The 16791-nt window shown below is 69.0% G+C and carries 22 protein-coding genes; 11 read left to right on the forward strand and 11 right to left on the reverse strand.

All coding sequences use genetic code 11. The features are described 5' to 3' along the window. Positions 1-187: 187 nt before the first annotated feature. Positions 188-604 (reverse strand): hypothetical protein, encoded by a 417-nt coding sequence (locus QSK35_RS39325; protein WP_285753057.1) that lies wholly within the window; start codon positions 602-604, stop codon positions 188-190. 93 nt (positions 605-697) lie between these two features. Here QSK35_RS39325 and dapE point away from each other — a divergent pair, with 93 nt between their 5' ends. From dapE to QSK35_RS39340, 3 genes are read left to right on the forward strand one after another with little or no spacing between them, the layout of a single operon-like run. Further along, on the forward strand, positions 698-1753 hold the full coding sequence (gene dapE / locus QSK35_RS39330) for a succinyl-diaminopimelate desuccinylase (RefSeq protein WP_285753059.1): 1056 nt from the start codon (positions 698-700) through the stop codon (positions 1751-1753). Further along, complete coding sequence (locus QSK35_RS39335; protein ID WP_285753060.1) at positions 1750-2526, forward strand: LOG family protein; 777 nt, start codon at positions 1750-1752, stop codon at positions 2524-2526. The genes dapE and QSK35_RS39335 overlap by 4 nt, the downstream gene beginning before the upstream one ends. Then, positions 2526-3059 (forward strand): LOG family protein, encoded by a 534-nt coding sequence (locus QSK35_RS39340; RefSeq protein WP_285753062.1) that lies wholly within the window; start codon positions 2526-2528, stop codon positions 3057-3059. Before QSK35_RS39335 ends, QSK35_RS39340 begins: the two co-directional genes overlap by 1 nt. Here the strand turns inward: QSK35_RS39340 and QSK35_RS39345 are convergent. From QSK35_RS39345 to QSK35_RS39360, 4 genes are all read right to left on the reverse strand, one after another. Next, positions 3030-4079, reverse strand: a complete 1050-nt coding sequence (locus QSK35_RS39345) for a winged helix DNA-binding domain-containing protein (protein ID WP_285753063.1) — start codon at positions 4077-4079, stop codon at positions 3030-3032. The two genes, QSK35_RS39340 and QSK35_RS39345, sit on opposite strands and share 30 nt — an antisense overlap. Next, entirely contained in the window at positions 4072-4449 is a 378-nt protein-coding gene (locus QSK35_RS39350) for a DUF3224 domain-containing protein (protein ID WP_285753064.1), read from the reverse strand. Before QSK35_RS39350 ends, QSK35_RS39345 begins: the two co-directional genes overlap by 8 nt. Before the next feature lie 36 nt (positions 4450-4485). After that, a complete protein-coding gene (locus QSK35_RS39355) occupies positions 4486-4992 on the reverse strand; it encodes a hypothetical protein (RefSeq protein WP_285753065.1) in 507 nt (168 codons plus the stop codon). 83 nt (positions 4993-5075) lie between these two features. Then, complete coding sequence (locus tag QSK35_RS39360; RefSeq protein ID WP_285753066.1) at positions 5076-6581, reverse strand: CocE/NonD family hydrolase; 1506 nt, start codon at positions 6579-6581, stop codon at positions 5076-5078. Between the two features lie 130 nt (positions 6582-6711). On the opposite strand from QSK35_RS39360, the gene QSK35_RS39365 reads away from it, so the two are divergent. Together QSK35_RS39365 and QSK35_RS39370 are read left to right on the forward strand one after the other, a co-directional pair. Then, on the forward strand, positions 6712-7035 hold the full coding sequence (locus QSK35_RS39365; protein ID WP_285753067.1) for a hypothetical protein: 324 nt from the start codon (positions 6712-6714) through the stop codon (positions 7033-7035). Next, positions 7035-7946, forward strand: coding sequence for a glucosyl-3-phosphoglycerate synthase (locus QSK35_RS39370; protein ID WP_285753068.1), 912 nt, complete (start codon positions 7035-7037; stop codon positions 7944-7946). The genes QSK35_RS39365 and QSK35_RS39370 overlap by 1 nt, the downstream gene beginning before the upstream one ends. Here the strand turns inward: QSK35_RS39370 and QSK35_RS39375 are convergent. From QSK35_RS39375 to QSK35_RS39390, 4 genes are read right to left on the reverse strand one after another with little or no spacing between them, the layout of a single operon-like run. Further along, positions 7878-9233, reverse strand: coding sequence for an amino acid ABC transporter ATP-binding/permease protein (locus tag QSK35_RS39375; RefSeq protein ID WP_285753070.1), 1356 nt, complete (start codon positions 9231-9233; stop codon positions 7878-7880). The two genes, QSK35_RS39370 and QSK35_RS39375, sit on opposite strands and share 69 nt — an antisense overlap. Beyond that, complete coding sequence (locus QSK35_RS39380; RefSeq protein ID WP_285753072.1) at positions 9230-10579, reverse strand: ABC transporter ATP-binding protein/permease; 1350 nt, start codon at positions 10577-10579, stop codon at positions 9230-9232. The genes QSK35_RS39375 and QSK35_RS39380 overlap by 4 nt, the downstream gene beginning before the upstream one ends. Beyond that, positions 10549-11175: a cytochrome d ubiquinol oxidase subunit II gene (locus QSK35_RS39385; protein WP_285753073.1), complete on the reverse strand. Its 627-nt coding sequence runs from the start codon at positions 11173-11175 to the stop codon at positions 10549-10551. Before QSK35_RS39385 ends, QSK35_RS39380 begins: the two co-directional genes overlap by 31 nt. A gap of 13 nt (positions 11176-11188) precedes the next feature. After that, complete coding sequence (locus QSK35_RS39390; protein ID WP_285753075.1) at positions 11189-12349, reverse strand: cytochrome ubiquinol oxidase subunit I; 1161 nt, start codon at positions 12347-12349, stop codon at positions 11189-11191. A gap of 106 nt (positions 12350-12455) precedes the next feature. On the opposite strand from QSK35_RS39390, the gene QSK35_RS39395 reads away from it, so the two are divergent. The 5 genes from QSK35_RS39395 to QSK35_RS39415 are packed head-to-tail and all read left to right on the forward strand — an operon-like array spanning position 12456 to position 14700. Beyond that, complete coding sequence (locus QSK35_RS39395; RefSeq protein ID WP_285753077.1) at positions 12456-12791, forward strand: PadR family transcriptional regulator; 336 nt, start codon at positions 12456-12458, stop codon at positions 12789-12791. Continuing rightward, on the forward strand, positions 12788-13468 hold the full coding sequence (locus QSK35_RS39400) for a permease prefix domain 1-containing protein (protein WP_285753079.1): 681 nt from the start codon (positions 12788-12790) through the stop codon (positions 13466-13468). The genes QSK35_RS39395 and QSK35_RS39400 overlap by 4 nt, the downstream gene beginning before the upstream one ends. Continuing rightward, positions 13465-13764 (forward strand): DivIVA domain-containing protein, encoded by a 300-nt coding sequence (locus QSK35_RS39405; RefSeq protein ID WP_285753080.1) that lies wholly within the window; start codon positions 13465-13467, stop codon positions 13762-13764. The genes QSK35_RS39400 and QSK35_RS39405 overlap by 4 nt, the downstream gene beginning before the upstream one ends. Next, positions 13751-14155, forward strand: a complete 405-nt coding sequence (locus QSK35_RS39410; RefSeq protein WP_502881773.1) for an SRPBCC family protein — start codon at positions 13751-13753, stop codon at positions 14153-14155. The genes QSK35_RS39405 and QSK35_RS39410 overlap by 14 nt, the downstream gene beginning before the upstream one ends. Then, complete coding sequence (locus QSK35_RS39415; protein ID WP_285753082.1) at positions 14152-14700, forward strand: DNA-3-methyladenine glycosylase I; 549 nt, start codon at positions 14152-14154, stop codon at positions 14698-14700. Before QSK35_RS39410 ends, QSK35_RS39415 begins: the two co-directional genes overlap by 4 nt. Here the strand turns inward: QSK35_RS39415 and QSK35_RS39420 are convergent. After that, positions 14694-15479: an enoyl-CoA hydratase-related protein gene (locus tag QSK35_RS39420; RefSeq protein WP_285753084.1), complete on the reverse strand. Its 786-nt coding sequence runs from the start codon at positions 15477-15479 to the stop codon at positions 14694-14696. The genes QSK35_RS39415 and QSK35_RS39420 overlap by 7 nt on opposite strands. 13 nt (positions 15480-15492) lie before the next feature. Further along, positions 15493-16293 carry a PaaX family transcriptional regulator gene (locus tag QSK35_RS39425; RefSeq protein WP_285753086.1) on the reverse strand — a complete coding sequence of 267 codons (801 nt, stop codon included), beginning with the start codon at positions 16291-16293 and terminating at the stop codon, positions 15493-15495. Positions 16294-16544: 251 nt separating this feature from the next. Between QSK35_RS39425 and QSK35_RS39430 the strand changes: the two genes are divergently transcribed. Beyond that, positions 16545-16712 carry a DUF3117 domain-containing protein gene (locus QSK35_RS39430; RefSeq protein ID WP_065914675.1) on the forward strand — a complete coding sequence of 56 codons (168 nt, stop codon included), beginning with the start codon at positions 16545-16547 and terminating at the stop codon, positions 16710-16712. The last annotated feature ends 79 nt before the right edge of the window (positions 16713-16791 follow it).

The raw sequence follows: 16791 nt of genomic DNA on the forward strand, positions 1-16791 counted from the left end.
GCCGGCAGATCTTGCATCTGCCGGCGGAGCCGGCCCACCACGCCGCGAGGGGCCCCAAGTCAAGCCCCAATCGCGGCGCCGAAGGCGCCCCCGGAAGACGCAGCGCCCCACGACACCGGCAGCCGACCAAAGAACAACCACGCACGGAACCGGCAGCCAACACCCAAAGACCAGCGACAACCCCGAGCTAGTCGGGCACCTGTGCGGTGAAGTACAGGGAACCGAGGTCACCACGGGTGGCGATCAACGCCTCGTTGCACTTCGACTGTCGCTGCTCCGTACTGGCCACGTTGTCGACCTTCACATCACCACAGTTCTGCGACTGAAAGTCGGATACGGCGGTGATCAGCTTGGGCAGCGCCTCCCGCACCCCAGGCTCGACCGGCTTGCCCTGCAACGAGTTGTCGAGTTCCTTGGCCATCGCGCTGACCTTGCCGACCCACGGTGCGCACTCGGCGGGGGTGCCGGTGTGCTGGGAGCCGCACGGCGCCTCGAACAGCTCTCTGATCTCGCCACACTGTCTGGCACAGGCTTCGGGGGCCGGGCCGCAGGCGGTGGAGGCGGACAGCAGGGCGCCTACTAGTAGCAGTGTGCGTTGCGTCACTCGGCGCACCGTAGTGGTCGCTCGGCGTAGGCGACACCCCTCATCGGTAGGGTCGGACCCGTGTCCGACACCCTTGACCTTCACAGTGACCCAGTGGACCTGACGGCCGCGTTGGTGGATGTGCGCAGCGTGTCCGGTGAGGAGGCCGAGCTGGCCGACCTCGTCGAGCGATCACTGCGGCTGCACGCGCCGCACCTCGAAATCGCCCGATCGGGGAACACCGTGCTGGCGCGGACGAACTTCGGGCGCGCTCAGCGCGTGGTGCTCGCGGGGCATCTGGACACCGTGCCGCTCAACGACAACTGGCCGTCGCGGCGCGACGGGGACACGCTGCACGGGTGCGGCACCGTCGACATGAAGGGGGGCGACGCCGTCTTTCTGCAGATCGCCGCGCTGTCGCAGGACCCGTTGTACGACCTGACGTTCCTCTTCTACGACTGCGAGGAGGTCGAGGCCGAGCGCAACGGGCTCACGCGCGTCGAGCGCGAGCTGAAGGAGTGGCTGATCGGCGACCTCGCGATCGTGGGCGAGCCGTCCAACGGCACGGTCGAGGCTGGGTGCCAGGGCACGATGCGCGTCAACGTGCGCACCAAGGGTCGGCGCGCGCACCCTGCGCGCGGGTGGATGGGGATCAATGCCATCCACGGGATGGGTGAGGTGCTGCGGCGGATGGAGGCCTACGAGCCGCGCATCGTCGAGATCGACGGTTGCACCTACCGTGAGGGACTGCAGGCCGTGAAGATCAGCGGCGGGGTGGCGGGCAACGTCGTGCCGGACGAGGCCGTCGTGTCCGTCAACCATCGGTTCGCGCCGGACCGGTCGCCCGCGCAGGCTGAGGCGCACCTGCGGGAGCTGTTCGAGGGGTACGAGGTCACGCTGGTCGACGCGGCCCCTGGCGCGTTGCCGGGGCTGAGCGCGCCGATCGCGCAGGAGCTGGTCAAGGCGGCCGGTGGCACGCCTGTTGCCAAGCTGGGGTGGACGGACGTCGCGCGGTTCGCCGCGCTGGGGATGCCCGCCGTCAACTTCGGGCCCGGCGACCCCACGCTGGCGCACATGCACGAGGAGCGCGTTCCCGTCGCGCAGATCGGTGTTTGCGTGGACGTCCTGAAGCGTTTCCTGTTGGGTGCGTCACTAGAATCGCGCCAATGACCGAAGACACGAACGGCCAGGTGGACGAGCACCCGAAGGAGAAGCAGCGCGGGCCCGTCGTGCTGCGCCGCTCCCGCAAGGACGAGCTCACCACCACCGACCAGCGACTGCTCGACTCGCGGGGTCCCGCCGACTGGGTCCACACGGACCCGTGGCGGGTGTTCCGCATCCAGGCCGAGTTCGTCGAGGGCTTCGGGGCCCTGGCCGAGGTGCCGAGCGCGGTGACCGTGTTCGGCTCGGCGCGGACCGGGCGCGACCACCCCGAGTACCAGCTGGGCCGCGACCTTGGCGGCGCGCTCGCGCAGGCTGGGTTCGCCGTGATCACCGGCGGCGGTCCGGGTGCGATGGAGGCGGTCAACCGGGGCTGCTCCGAGGCGGGCGGGTTCTCCATCGGCCTCGGCATCGAGCTGCCGTTCGAGCAGGGCCTCAACCCGTGGGTCGACCTCGGCGTGAACTTCCGCTACTTCTTCGTCCGCAAGACGATGTTCATCAAGTACTCGCAGGCGTTCATCTGCCTGCCCGGCGGGTTCGGCACGCTCGACGAGCTGTTCGAGGCGCTGACGCTGGTGCAGACGAAGAAGGTCACGAAGTTCCCGGTCGTGCTGTTCGGCAAGGCCTACTGGCAGGGCCTGTACGACTGGGTCCGGGACTCGGTGCTGGCCAGCGGCAAGGTCGGCGAGAAGGATCTCGCGCTGCTGCACCTCACCGACGACATCGAGGACGCGGTCCGCGTCGTCAAGGACGCCCACCAGGCCTGGGCGGACGCGCACTGATGCACGTCTGCGTGTACTGCGGCTCGTTGAAAACCGTGCCGCAGTCCTACCTCGACCTGGCGGCCTCGGTCGGTACGCAGATCGCGGCGCGCGGCTGGTCCCTGGTGTGGGGCGGCGGCCGCACGTCGATGATGGGCGCCGTGTCGAGCGCGGCCCGCGCCGGCGGTTCGCGCACGATCGGCGTCATCCCGCGCGGCCTCGCCACCCGCGAGATCGCCGACCACGACGCCGACGAGCTGCTGGTCGTCGACACCATGCGCGAGCGCAAGGCCGCGATGGAGGCGCACGCCGACGCCTTCCTCGCGCTGCCCGGCGGGATCGGGACGGCCGAGGAGTTCTTCGAGGTGTGGACGTCGCGCGTGCTCGCCATGCACGCCAAGCCGGTCGTGCTGCTGGACGTCGACAACCACTACAAGGGCCTCGTCGAGTGGCTGTACCAGTTGCGGGACAAGGGTTTCGTGTCCGAGCACGCGTTGCGGTCGTTGGTCGTGACCGACGACGTGTCAGCCGCTCTGGACGCGTGCGTCGCCTAGTCCGCGCGCGGCGGCCAGGCGCTGGGCCTCCTCGTCGAGATCGGGCAGCGGCCGGTACGGGTTGACGACGACGTCGAGGCGTTTGCCCGACACCTTGCCCTGCCAGGACCCGGCCACCTCGCCGTCCACCAGCACGACGCCACGCCGGCCGAGGATGCGGAACACGTCCTTCTGCTGCGCCTTGTCCGGGATCAGCAGGTCGCGGTCGCGGGCCTGCACGTACGGGTCGAACGGCGGCAGCAGCCGGACCTCGGGCGGCTCGGCGTCGGCGATCTCGACGCCCTCGGGCAACCAGGCCTTGCGGCCCTCGACCTTCATCTCGACGAGGTCGTCCGGCCAGTGCGGCTTGACCTCCTTCGCGGTGGTGCCGAAGTAGGAGGCCACCTCGGACGGTCCCGCCGGGCCGTGCAGGGTCAGGTACTTCCTGATGAGGTCGTCGAAACCCTTGGTCTCCCTTGGCACGCCCGGCCACTTCGGGATGCGCTCGAAGGTGATCGTGCGTTCCTCCGGGACGATCCGCAGGCCGGCGGGCAGCGCGGCGTGCCGGAAGATCGGGTCGCTCACGTGGTGGGTGTCGCAGCCGCGGCACCACTCCACGGTCTGCTTCGGGGCCTTCGGGGTGAGCGCGGTGCTGATCTCGCCCTTGGTCATCGGCTTCTTCACGATGTCACGCATCGCCTTCGCCAGCACTCGCAGCGCCTCGACGGCGTCGTCGACCTTGGGCCGGCTCATCCGGGCCAGCGCGTCCGCGTCGCTCCACGGCCACAGCTGCTTCGCGAGCGCGGGAAGATCCTTCGGGTGGTGCAGGTGCGGTGCGCCGCGCACGGTCCAGGTAGGGGTGAAACCGCTGGTGTCCGGCTTGTCCAGCCGGGCGGCGAGGCTGAGCAGGGCCCCGCTGTTCGTCGTCTCCTGGACGCCGAGGTCGAACACCCTGAGGTCGGCGGCCTTGCGTACCCGCCGGTCCAGTTCGTGCATGTGGATCCGGTGGGCGAGCACCTGCTGCCGGGTGAGGTCAGTCAACGTCGTAGTCCATGGTGAGGAGGCCGTGCTCCACCTTCACCGTGCCGCGCAGACCCCGCAACTCGCCGGTCCCGGTGCCCGGCACGACGTGGCCGAAGAACACCGGCCCCTCGGGCGACATGGTCGCGCCGTGCTGCAGGACGAAGGTGCCCTTGCGCCCGTCGAGCGCGCCGTCGACCTTCTCCGACGCCACGTAGCCCGCCGAGCCCTCGACGAGTCCCGCCATCAGCACCGCAGCGGTGCTCCTGCCCTCTAGAGCACCGCTGAACTCTTTGGTCACGGTCGCCCTGCTGAGCTTCGCCTCACCGTCGACCTCGTCGTAGGCGGACTCGTCCCAGCCGGTGACCTCGAACTGTGCCTGGATCCTCATGGAACGGATCCTGGCACCGATACCTGACAGAACCTGTCAGTTTGGACAGGTGTTGTCGTCGGACTCCAGCCAGTACGCGCCGACCTCGCCGGTGAAGGTGCTGACGGTGAAGACGTACTGGGCCGCCGGGTTCTCCGGCGCGTCCGCGATCCAGCGGGTCGGGTGCGCCACGTCCTGCTGCGCGTCCGGATAGGCGGCCTGCAACTCGTCGAGGGTCGAGCCCTTGCCGATGTCGCGCGGTGTTCTCGTCGGTGTGGTGGCGTCGATGACCGTCACCTCGCCGGTGGTCCTCGACAGCCCGATGAACGTGTTGGGCGCGCTCGGTCCTTCGGATTCCTTGAGCGTGAAGTAGGCGCACTCCTCGTCGACGATCATCGACATCGTGATGAGACCGGTCATCCACACCTGCCGCGGGGACATGCCGAGCAGAAGGTGCTTGTACCCGAAAGAATGCATGACCTGTGGCACGTCGGCCGAAGCCGGTGCGGCGGCTACGAGTCCGACCGTCGCGGCGATTGCAATAACGGGTGAAATCCTTGCCATAGTTGAATTTCCGCTCCGAAAATGCGACCGCCCGGTGCGGTCGCGCCGTACTCAACGTACGAGCGCGACCGCACCCTCGCCTGTTAAGCGCGCGGAACCGTCAGCGTCGACGGTCCAAATGCGACGGTCGATCCGAGCGTGCTCTGCGAGAGGTAGCGCGGATCGACGGTGTCGATCACCAGCACGAGCTTGTTGCCGGGCGCGACGTTCCACACCGTCGGCTCGAGCTGGATGTCGAGGTTCCTCGTGATGCTCGCACCCGTCACCGTGAACGCCCGGTGCGTGACGAGCGCGCCCAGTCCGAGCGGCCCGACCTCGTACAGGTACGCGAACAGCGAGGTCTTCTCCGCGCTCGGCGTGACCGTGACGTTCAACCGCGGCGTGCCCGCGAGCGTGGCGCCGTTCGGGTAGCTCGGCCCGGTCCACACGCCGGCCACGTTGCGGTCGACGAACGGCAGGGCCACCCCGGTCGGAATGTTGAAGAACCCCTGCATGGCGCCGCTGAGCAGCACGGTGCCGCTGTCCGCGACGGTCGGCCAGCCCGCCCAGATCTTCTTGCCGTCCAACGACACCGTGTCGCCGGTGCCGGACGGCCATGCCTGGTAGGTCCGCCAGTCGCCGCCGTTGTTCGGCTTGAGCCGCACGGCCGGCTCGGCGTCGATGCCGTTCGCCTCGCCCTTCAGGTGCCGGTTGAACCAGCGGCCCGCGGACTCCCAGATGTCGTTCGGGAGGCCGGCCGCGCCGAACAGTTCGGCCGTGGCGTGGTCGCCGGGCGACAGCATCAGGCGCTTCGGCCCGCTGAGCTGGGTGTAGAAGTCCGCGATCTGGCCGGGCGCGAAAATGCCGTCGTTCCAGGCGTTTCCGAGCATGACCGCGGTGTGGTTGGCGTTGAGCTGCGCCACCTTCGACGCCGCCGAACGGCCGGCCGAGATCGGCAGGACCTCGTGGAACCGGCCCGCGTTGTAGGCGGCCTTGGCCTCCTTGAGGACCGGGCCGGGCTTGCCGGTCAGGTCGGCGGCCGTGAGCAGCACGTCGACCGCCTGCTTGTTGACGGTTTCGTTGGGGTACAAGGACCTTGCGAGGTCCGTCCACGTGCTCATGGCCGCGACGGCCTTGATCCGCGGGTCCGCCGCGGCGGCGAGCAGTGAGATGCCCGCGCCGTAGGAGATGCCCGCGGCGCCGACCTTCGTGGCGTCGGCGTGGGCGTTGGCGACCGCCCAGTCGATGATCTTGCTGACGTCGCCGACGGTGTCCGGGCCGGCGATGTCGATCTCGCCGCCGGAGTCCCAGAAGCCGCGGCTGGTGTAGCTCACGACGACGTAGCCGGATTCCTTGGCCAGCTTGGCGGCCGCGCCGACGTACTCGATGTTGTTCACGGCCCAGCTCGACGGCATGACCAGCAGCGGGAACGGGCCGTTGCCCCAGCCGGTGGGTTGGATCACGAACGCCTTCATCGGCGTGCCGCCGACGCCGGCGATCGTCTGGTAGCTCGTGGTGCTGCCGGCGGCGAAGGCGGCCGGGGTACCCAAGAGGGTCGGGCTCAGCAGGGTTGTCAGGAAAGCGACTAAGAGCACAAGTGATCGCCGCACGAGGTCCTCCTTGACCGTGACGCGGATCACGCAGGGTTGTTACCGGTGAGTAAACAGAGACTTACTCGTCGGTAGCAATGAGCTGTGACTCAGCTCACTGTTTAGGCTGGATGGCGTGAAACGATTCCGAGTGGCTGATCCAGTGCTCGACCGAGTGCAGGTCATCGTGCGTGTCGACGGACCTGACCAGGCCGAACTCGCGAGAAGTCAAGGGGCCGATTTGATCGAGTACGACGGCGACTTGGAATTCCCGGAGCATTCATCCCCGTTGAATGTGGTGGAAGTGCCGATAGGCGATTCGGACGAAATGCTGGCGTTCGCTTCGGTGGCGGCGTGGCGCGGCGCGGAGGCGTTGCGCACGACCGACGCGCGGCTGACGCGGAAGGTGGTCGAGATGGTCGCTTCGATCGCGGGGACGCGCCCGCCCGCCCGTGCGATCCGGGCGCTAGCCTGATGCTGCCTTCGGTCGAGAGCTGGTTCGCGACGCACACCTGGCAGCAGCCGTCCTGGACGGTCTCGTCGCTGGTGGAACTGAAGGGGGACCGCACGGTCTCCGTCGTGCTGCCCGCGCTGAACGAGGAGGAGACCGTCGCCGACGTCGTCTCCGTCGTCCGGCCGCTGGTGGGAACACTGGTCGACGAGCTGGTCGTGATGGACTCCGGGTCGACCGACCAGACCGTGGCGCGGGCCCGTGCCGCCGGCGCGCGCGTGGTGTTGCGGTCCGACGTCCTGCCGTCGCTGGAACCCCTGCCCGGCAAGGGCGAGGTGCTCTGGCGTTCGCTCGCCGCCACGTCCGGCGACCTGATCGTCTTCCTGGACTCCGACCTGGTCGACCCGGACCCGGCGTTCGTGCCGTCGCTGCTCGGGCCGCTGCTGTCGGTCGACGGCGTGCACCTCGTGAAGGGTTTCTACCGCCGGCCGTTGCGGCTGGAGTCGACCGGCGGCGGCCGGGTGACGGAGCTGGTCGCCAGGCCGTTGCTCAACACCCTGCGGCCGGAGCTTTCCGGTGTGGTGCAACCACTCGGCGGCGAGTACGCGGCGACCCGGTCCTTTTTGGAGTCCGTGCCGTTCGCGGCCGGGTACGGCGTCGAGATCGGGTTGCTCCTCGACGCGCACCGGTTGTACGGGCTGCCGGCGCTCGCGCAGGTCAACCTCGGGGTGCGCAAACACCGCAACCGGTCGCTGTTGCAGCTCGGCGTGATGTCGTCGCAGATCATGGGCACGGCGCTGGCCCGGTGTGGGGTTGAGTTCTCGCCTGGGCCGTTGACGCAGTTCGTTCAGGTCAGCGACGAGTGGCTACCCGATTCGACTGACGTTCTGGTCGTCGATCGGCCCCCGATGGTGAACGTGGTCGAACAGTCGTAGCTGTTCCATCCGGTGGGTGACGACGACGGCTGTTCCCTTGCAGTTGTCGAGCATGCGCTGCAGGACTGTGTCGGCGTGCTGGGGGTCGAGGCCCTCGGTGGGTTCGTCGAGCAGCAGCACGTCCGGGTCGGCGAGCACGGTGCGGGCGAGGATGAGCCGCTGGCGCTGGCCGCCGGAGATCTCCTCGCCGCGTTCGCCGACGACCCGGTCCCAGTCGAGGTCCAGGTCGACGATGGCCTTCGCCCGGTCCAGTTCTTCTTGCGTGGCATCGGGTTTGGCGAGCAGGACGTTGGCGCGGACCGTCGTGTGGAACACGTGCGCGTCCGCCAGCGCGCCCTTGCTCGGTTCCAGTTCCCGCGCGATGGCGTTGAGCATCGTGGTCTTGCCCGCGCCCGTCGGTCCGACGATCGCCGTCCTGCCGTTGAGCAGCTCACAATCGTCGGGCCCGGAATTGTCGGTGTCGGATGGCAGAATTGAAAGCAGGGGGTCCCCCTTGGCGGGGGACGCCTGTTTTTGCGCACCCAGAGGGGTTTTGGACAGCGGAAGCGTGACCTCGAAGGCGGCGATCGCGCCCAGCACCAGCCACGCGGGTTCACCCTGGCTCAGCATCAGCAGGGCAGCGGCGAACTGGACGAGCATCGCGAGCGGGGTGAGGTCGGCGGGATGTTCCTTGCGGGCCAACGCCTTCGCGGTCCGTTCGGCTTGAGCGAGCTCGGCGTCGAACAGGTCGAAGGCGATCAGTTCCTCGCGGCCGTGCACGAGGTGGACGGCCTGGTCGGCCAATTGTGCCCTGAGGGACGCACAGGCCGTGCGCCGCCGCCGGGCCAGCGCGGCCGAGGCCAGGGGGAGGGCCACGCACGTGAGCACCAGGCCGACGGTGAGCGGCCACGACGTGGCCACCGCGATCGCGACCATGCTCACCAGGACTGCCACGGCGGCCGGCAGCACGGTGCGGAGGAGGAAATTCTGTCGCTCGTCGACGTCGGACACGAGCTGGGTGAGCGCGTCGCCGGACGGGATGTCCTTGCGGTGCAACAGCGAGTCGTACACGCGGCCGCGCAGTTCCACGGCGTAGCGGAGCACCGCGCTGTGGCCGGACAGGCGCTCGGCGTACCGCAGTCCGCCGCGGGCCATCGCCAGGGCGCGGACCGCGACGATCGCGACCGTCAGTGCCGACATCGGTGGCTGCTCGGCCGCCCGCACGATCAGCCACGTCGCGGTTGCCGTCAACGCCACCCCGGAGAGCTCGGCGAGTGCGCCTATGACGATTGCGTGCCAGATCCTCATACCCGCACCACCCGGTCCACCTCGTCGAGCAGGGCCGGCCGGTGTGCGACGAGAACGGCGGTCCGGCCGCGGATGAACTCGCGGCTGCCGCGCAACACCTGCGCCTCGGTGCCGGGGTCGAGGCGGGCGGTGGGTTCGTCGAGGAGGAACAGTCCGGCGTCCTCGCGGGCCAGGGCCCGGTTCAGTGCGACCTGCTGGCGTTCACCGGAAGACAGGTCCGAAGGCACGAGGGTCGGCCGCTGCGGCATCCACGCGACGCGCCGCAGCCATTCCCGCTGGTCCACCGAGGCGAGATCCACGCCACCGACCAGGACGCGGCCGGAGTCCGGTCGCACGAACCCCAGCAGCAGTCCCAGAATCGTGCTCTTCCCGGCACCACTGGGCCCCACGAGCGCGACCCGCTCGCCGGGCGCGATGGTCAGGTTGAAGTCACGCAACGACCGCACGGTCACGTTCTCCAGCACGATCTCCGAGACGAAGAGGTCGGGCGGCGTGACACCACCCGACGGACGCGGTGCGGGCACCTGGTCCAGCACCGCCTTGCCCTCGGCGGCCGCGTGGAACTGCGATCCCGCGGTCCGTAGCGGCAGGTAGGCCTCGGGAGCGAGCAACAACACGAGCAGCGCGGTGTAGAGGCTGACCCCGCCGTCGAGCAGCCGCAGCCCGACCGGCACCGCGACGAGTGCGACCGACAGCGTCGCCACGAGTTCCAGGACGAACGCCGACAGGAACGCGACGCGCAGCGTCCGCATGGTGGCGGACGCGTGCTGCGCGGCCAGCTGCCGGACCATCACCGACTGCGCCTCGGCACGGCCGAACGCCCGAAGCGTGCCGATTCCCTTGACCACGTCGAGGAAATGACCGCCCAGAGCGGCCAGCGCGTCCCACTGAGACAAGGTGCGGTCACGGGTGTGCGCGCCGACGAGGGAGGCGAACACCGGCACCAGCGGCAGGGTGATCGCGATCGTCACGGCGGCCGTGAGGTCCGCGAACCCGAGCCGGATCACGACCGCGACCGGCACGAGCACGGCCAGCACCATCGCGGGCAGGTAGCCGGCGACGTAGGGTTCGACCGCGTCCACGCCCTTGGTCGCCAGCGTCGCGACCTCGCCGGCGCGGGAGCCCGGCGCCTCCAGGAAACGGCGTCGCAGCCGCACCTTCGTGGTGGCGGCCGCGCGCCGGCCCAGGAACCGGTTGAGCCACAACACTCCTACTCGCAGAAGCACGACGACCACGAGCAACGCGAGACCGCCCGCGCCGCTGAGCACCCGCGCCAGCAGGTCGGCCTGGGCCAGAACCAGGAACGGGACCGGGATCAGCGCGGCGAGATGGCGACGATCGACCATTGCAGGATCACCACCAGCGGCAGGATCGGGATCGCGACCCAGCTGAGCATCGCGAGCGTGTCGGGGCCCGCCATCAGCCCTTCAACAGGGTGTGAGCTGAAAGCGAGCGGCACCGGCAGTGCGCAGGCCAGCGCGGTGAGGCCGAACAACCGGCTCCGGGACTGGAAAGTCATGCCGTGTAACGCGAACAGCGCCGGCATCAACGCGGCACCCACGAACCACGGCACTCCGGACAGTGAGGCTACGAACAGCCCCCAGCCGACCGCCACGGCCAGGGCGCCGAGGAAGATCAGCCCGAACCACAGTCGCAGTTGGACGGACGCCATGAACAGGACCAGTCCGCCCAGCACGATCGTGAACACGGTGTGCGAACCGGAGAGCAGTTCCCCTTCCAGGCGCGGGAAAGCGGCGAACAACACGCCGACCGCGGCGACGAGCCACACCTCGTTGCCGAGGAAGAACGGCGTCATCCGCCGCAACGCCGCGGCACGGTCACGGGTGAACGGCAACAACAACCCGGTGCCGTAGTCGAAGCCGGCGAGCGCGAAGTAGCCCATGACGAGGATCGCCAGGAGGGCGAGCCAGAGCGTGTCCACGAGAAGAATCCCCCTACAGAGCAACGACCAGAGGTGCGACGGGCTGCGGAGTGGTCTCCGGCCCGCGCCGGACGGCACGCGCGATCAGCACCCAGTCGGTGATCGCGAGCAACAGGAACAGCGTCGAGAAGACGATGAGCGACAACGTCATGCTGGTCGCGTTGACCTTGGACACGGCGTCCGACGTGCGCAGCAGGCCGTAGACGAGCCACGGCTGCCTGCCGACCTCGCGGAACACCCAGCCGAAGATCGCGGCGAGGAACGGCAGCGGAATGCCGATCACCATGAGGTACAACGGAAAGCGCATCCGGATGACCCAGTCACGGACCAGCAGTGGCAGCGTGATCCAGCTGGCGAACGTCAGCGTCATTCCGATCAGGATCATGAACCCGAGCGGCATGCCGATCCACGGGACCGTGTGGGTCTTGCCCGGCTGGTACTCGCTGATGATCGGGAACTGGGCGAAGCCCGCGCCGACGAGGGACGGTGTGGCCAGTGCGGTCACCACGACGCCGAGTCGCAGCGAGCGGCGGAAGAACTCGACTTCGTTGGTGCGCTTGATGAAGTGGTACGCGCTGACGCCGGTGACGAACACGCCGCCGACGGTCAGCGCCGCGAACACGACGTGCGTCAGCGCGGTGCCGAACGTCGGGTTCGTCAGCAGCGCGCCGAAGTCCACGAGCCGCAGCACGCCGTCGCGTTCCTCGTAGCCGACCGGGTGCTGCAGGAACCCGTTGGCGGCCATGATCCAGAACGCCGACGCGTACGCGGTCAGCGCGGTCAGCCAGATGAGGGCCAGGTGCACCCACCGGTTCAGCCGGCCCCAGCCGAAGATCCACAGGCCGAGGAACGTCGACTCCAGGAAGAACGCGATCAGCGTCTCCAGCGCGAGCGGCGCGCCGAACACGTCGCCCGCGTACGACGCGAGGCCGCTCCAGTTCAGCCCGAACTGGAACTCCATCACGACGCCGGTGACGATCCCGAGCGCGTAGTTGATCACGTAGATGCGGCCCCAGAACTTCGTCATCCGCTCGTGCACGGGCCTGCGGGTCAGCGTGAACCTGGTCTGCATCAGCGCGACGAGGCTCACGAGACCCAGCGTGAGCAGCACGAACAGGAAGTGGAACGACGTCGTGACCGCGAACTGCAGCCTGGCCAGGTCCAAGGTCTCCATAGGTAGGCACGTTATATGTAGGCTGGCTACAGCACGACGGTTTCGGCGAAATGTCAGGGACATCTCAGGGGTCCCCGGACCCCGCGGATCAGTAAGGTCGCTACCTATGAAGCCCGATGCGTTGCGAGGCCACCTCGACGCGTTGCTGCTGGCCACGCTCGACGGCAGGCAGCTGCACGGTTACGCGATCATCGAGGCGCTCCAGGAGGGCAGCGGCGGTGCGCTCGACCTGCCGACCGGCACGGTCTACCCGGCGCTGCGGCGCCTGGAGCGCGCCGGTCACGTCGTGAGCGACTGGAGCACGGTCGGCGGCCGCAAGCGCCGCACGTACCGGCTCACCTCGTCGGGTCAGCGCGCGCTGTCGGCGGAACGGTCGGAGTGGCGCGAGTTCACCAGCGTGATCGACGGTGTCCTGGGGGGTGGCAAGTGGGCCCAAGCGTGATCGACGACTACGTCGGCGAGCTCGGCGGCAGGCTGCGCGGACTGAAGAACGCGAAGCTCGACCTGCTCGCCGAGACGCGGGACAGCCTCACCGACGCCGTCGAGGCGTACCTGCGCAAGGGGGTCGACGAGGCCGAGGCGCACCGGCGCGCGGTGGCCGAGTTCGGTCCCGTCGACGAGATCGCCGTGGAATACCAGGAAGAGCTCGCCGTGTCCTACGGCGCCCGGACGTTGCAGACGATGGCGATCGTGCTGCCGCTCATGCACATGCTGTGGGAGCTCAACCGCTGGCTCTTCATCGGTTCCTGGTCGGACTTCCGCGGACCGGTGCCGCACTGGTACATCCTCATCGCCAAGGCCAACGACATGACCGGCGGCGTCGCGGCGGGCGTCGCGATCGCCGCCCTCATCGCGGGCCGCTACCTCAGTCGCGGCCGCACACGTGCGATCACGATGGCCCGGCTCGCCGGTGGCATCGCCATGTTGTCCGTGGTGGTCGTGATTCTCGGCAACATCGCGATCGCCGCCGCGACGGTGCAAATCGGGGCGCAGATCGACCTGGGCCGGCTCGCGTTGTCGCCACCGATGTTCGTCGTGACGGCCGGATCGTGGGTCGCGCTCGGCATGCTCGGTGTCCTCGCTCGCCGCTGCCTGAGCTGTGCCACGATCGTCTCGTGACCACCGCACTCATCTACCTGATCGTCATGGTCCTCGTGGCGGCCGTGGTGTTCCTGCTCGCCTCGTTGGTGTTCGGGCGCGGTGAGGAACTGGCGCCGCTGCCGCCGGGTGCGTCCCCGACGCGCCTGCCCGCCGAGGACGTGACCTCGCAGGACGTGCGCGACCTGAAGTTCCAGCAGGTGCTGCGCGGCTACAAGATGACCGAGGTGGACTGGGCGTTGCAGCGGCTCGCCGACGAGGTGGATGTGCTGCGCGCCCGAGTGGCCGAGCTAGAGGCCGAACGTGAGCACAGCTGAGGTGACGCTCTCGGTCGACGTCGCCGCCCCGCCGGCCGCGATCTTCGCCGCGATGACCGACTGGCCGCGCCAGTCCAAGTGGATGCTCGGCACGCGTGTGTCGGTCGTCTCCGGCGACGGCCGGTCCGTCGGATCCGAGATCCTCGCGGTGACCTACGGCGTTCCCGACCGCATGCGGATCACCCGGTGGGAGTCCCCCTCCGTGGTCGAGGTCCGGCATCTCGGGCGCTTCGTGCGCGGAACCGGGGTGTTCGCGGTGCGCGGGTCGTCGTTCGTCTGGACCGAGCGGATCTCGGTCCCGTTCTTCTGGCCGGTGGTGCGGCCGTTGTTCACCGCCGGGCTGCGGTACTCGCTGCGGCGGTTCGCCCGGTTCGCGGAGGGATATCGGTGATCACGCGCTGCCCGTGGGGCGAGTCGACGCCGGACTACGTCGAGTACCACGACACGGAGTGGGGCGTTCCGCTGCACGGCACGGCCGAGCTCTACGAACGGATGTGCCTCGAGTCCTTTCAGTCCGGCCTGTCGTGGATCACGATCCTGCGCAAGCGGGAGAACTTCCGCGCCGCCTTCGCCGGCTTCGAGCCGAAGGTGGTGGCGGGCTACGGGGACGACGACATCGCGCGGCTGATGGCCGACGCCGGGATCGTCCGCAACCTCGCCAAGATCAACGCGGCGATCCACAACGCGCGGGTGATCGCGACGCTCGACACCGACCTCGACTCACTGCTGTGGTCGTTCGCACCGGACCCGGCGGGACGCGTGCGGCCGGCGACGATCGCGGACGTGCCCGCCGTGACGCCCGAGTCCAAGGCCATGGCCAAGGAGCTCAAGCGCCGCGGGTTCACGTTCCTCGGGCCGACGACCTGCTACGCGCTGATGCAGGCCACCGGCATGGTCGACGACCACATCGTGAGCTGTTTCCGCGCCGGTCAGTGACCGACGAAGCTCGGCTTGCGCTTCTGCACGAACGCCTCGACCGCCTCGCGGTGATCCTGCGTCGCCCCGGCCTCGGCCTGCGTGCGCGACTCGGCCTGCAGCGCGTCCTCCAGGGTGCCGTCCGCGGCCGCGGCCAGGGCCTCCTTGATCTTGGCGTACGCCGTGGTCGGACCGGCCGCCAGTCGCGCGGCGAGTGCCTGCGCGGTGGACAGCAACTCCTCGTCCGGGACGACCTGGTTGACCATGCCGATCCGCAGCGCCTCCTCGGCCGCGACCGGCTGCGCCAGCAGCATCATCTCCATGGCGCGGCCGTGACCGATCAGGCGCGGCAGCGTCCACGAGGCACCGGAGTCGGCGGTCAGGCCGACGTTGGCGAAGGCCATCAGGAACTTGGCGGAGGCGCCCGCGATGCGCAGGTCGCTGGCATACGCGAGGGATGCGCCCGCGCCGGCCGCGGAGCCGTTGACGGCGGCGATCACCGGCTTCGGCATGGCGATGATCGTGCGGATCATCGGGTTGTAATGCATGTCCACGGTGTGCAGCGGGGCCGGGTCGCCCGCCTCGAGCAGGGCGATGTGCTCCTTGAGGTCCTGGCCCGCACAGAACGAGCGGCCCGCGCCGGTGAGGACGACCGCGCGCACCTTGGGGTCGGCAGAGGTCTCCTGCAACGCGGCCAGGAACTGCTCCTTCAGCGCGATGGTGAAGGCGTTGAACGACTCCGGGCGGTTGAAGGTGAACGTGCGCACGCCTTCGGTGTCGTCGATCAGCAGTTCGGACACGGGTGGACCTCCATCAAGCTGTTGATTCGTTGCGCAGGGGCTTGTCCAGGCACTCGTCGACGAAGCGGCGGGCCGCCGGTGCGAGGCGGCGGGTCTGTTCGTCGAAGAACGCCGCGGCGGTGTGCCCCGGCCAGTCGTCCGGCAACAGTTCAGCAGGCAAACCCGGATCGCGGAACAGGAACTTCCGCCAGGCGTGCAGCAGGCGCTGGGACGCGGCGAAGGCCGCCGGGGCGTCGGTTTCGTCCACAACGGACACAGTGGGTTGCTGCGCGGCCACGAATTCGGCGTAGTCGCGGCCCAGGGATTCCAGGTCCCACGCCCGAGCCGCCAGTTCGGCGTCCGGACCGTCGTGTGAACCGTGAAAAGTTCGTGCGGCGACGTTCTCGGCGGCGAGTACGTCGGGGAGTTCCGCGGACGGTCTGGGTGCGATCCACGTCACTGGACCGAGCGCGCCGTAACCGAGCAGTTGCAGCTCCGAGGTCAGGTGGTCGCGGGAGTCGCGGCCGGGCATCTCCTCCAGGACCACCACGTGCCAGCGACCGTCCCAGTTGGACGGCAACGTGCGGTAGATGCGTGCCGCGGCCTCATCGAGACGGCGTTCTCCGCGAGGTGTCATGGCATAGCCGGGGCCCGCGGCCAGCCGGACCGGGCGCAACCAGCCCTGGCGCACGGTGCGGGACACGGCGGTGCGCACGGCGGGCGCGGCGAAGTCCAGTGGTTCGAGCAACCGGACCAGCGCGGCGATCGTCGCGGCGCCACCCCGCTCTCGCAGGTGACCACCGTAGACGTCGAACAGCGCCGATCGGGCTCGCACGACCGCCAAGTCTGTCATGGTCTCGGTCACTCGCGGTGGATTGGTCACAACCTTCTGAAGATGAACATCGGACCCGAAAGCGTTAGGGCGTCGGGGATCCCGGCTATGAGCAGCGACTTAGCAAGATCGCCAACAGGCGGCTGAACTCGCCGAAAGATCGGTTCGGTTTCGCGGCTGAGTCGCGATAGGGGAGAATGGGCGTCGGATCCGGCCTGGCCGGACGGGGAAGGTGTAGACGGAGGGAGCACGCGATGGCGGCCATGAAGCCCCGGACCGGCGACGGTCCCCTCGAGGTCACCAAGGAGGGACGCGGCATTGTCATGCGCGTGCCGCTCGAGGGTGGTGGGCGCCTTGTCGTCGAGATGTCGGCGGACGAGGCCAGCGCTCTGGGCGACGCGTTGAAGGCCGCCGCCGGCTGAGAGGCCTCCCGGCAGAGAGCACAGCCCCGGTTTCCACAGTGGAGACCGGGGCATCGCTTCGTTGGCGCCGTGACGCAGA

Origin of the sequence: Lentzea sp. NBRC 105346 (assembly GCF_030269605.1) — a bacterium.
Taxonomy (GTDB): Bacteria; Actinomycetota; Actinomycetes; order Mycobacteriales; family Pseudonocardiaceae; genus Lentzea.

Coding starts and splice junctions, on each gene's coding strand:
- QSK35_RS39335 (WP_285753060.1), top strand. CDS start 1,750: ATGACCGAAGACACGAACGGCCAGGTGGACGAGCACCCGAAGGAGAAG.
- QSK35_RS39340 (WP_285753062.1), top strand. CDS start 2,526: ATGCACGTCTGCGTGTACTGCGGCTCGTTGAAAACCGTGCCGCAGTCC.
- QSK35_RS39350 (WP_285753064.1), bottom strand. CDS start 4,449: ATGAGGATCCAGGCACAGTTCGAGGTCACCGGCTGGGACGAGTCCGCC.
- QSK35_RS39355 (WP_285753065.1), bottom strand. CDS start 4,992: ATGGCAAGGATTTCACCCGTTATTGCAATCGCCGCGACGGTCGGACTC.
- QSK35_RS39370 (WP_285753068.1), top strand. CDS start 7,035: ATGCTGCCTTCGGTCGAGAGCTGGTTCGCGACGCACACCTGGCAGCAG.
- QSK35_RS39375 (WP_285753070.1), bottom strand. CDS start 9,233: ATGAGGATCTGGCACGCAATCGTCATAGGCGCACTCGCCGAGCTCTCC.
- QSK35_RS39380 (WP_285753072.1), bottom strand. CDS start 10,579: ATGGTCGATCGTCGCCATCTCGCCGCGCTGATCCCGGTCCCGTTCCTG.
- QSK35_RS39390 (WP_285753075.1), bottom strand. CDS start 12,349: ATGGAGACCTTGGACCTGGCCAGGCTGCAGTTCGCGGTCACGACGTCG.
- QSK35_RS39395 (WP_285753077.1), top strand. CDS start 12,456: ATGAAGCCCGATGCGTTGCGAGGCCACCTCGACGCGTTGCTGCTGGCC.
- QSK35_RS39430 (WP_065914675.1), top strand. CDS start 16,545: ATGGCGGCCATGAAGCCCCGGACCGGCGACGGTCCCCTCGAGGTCACC.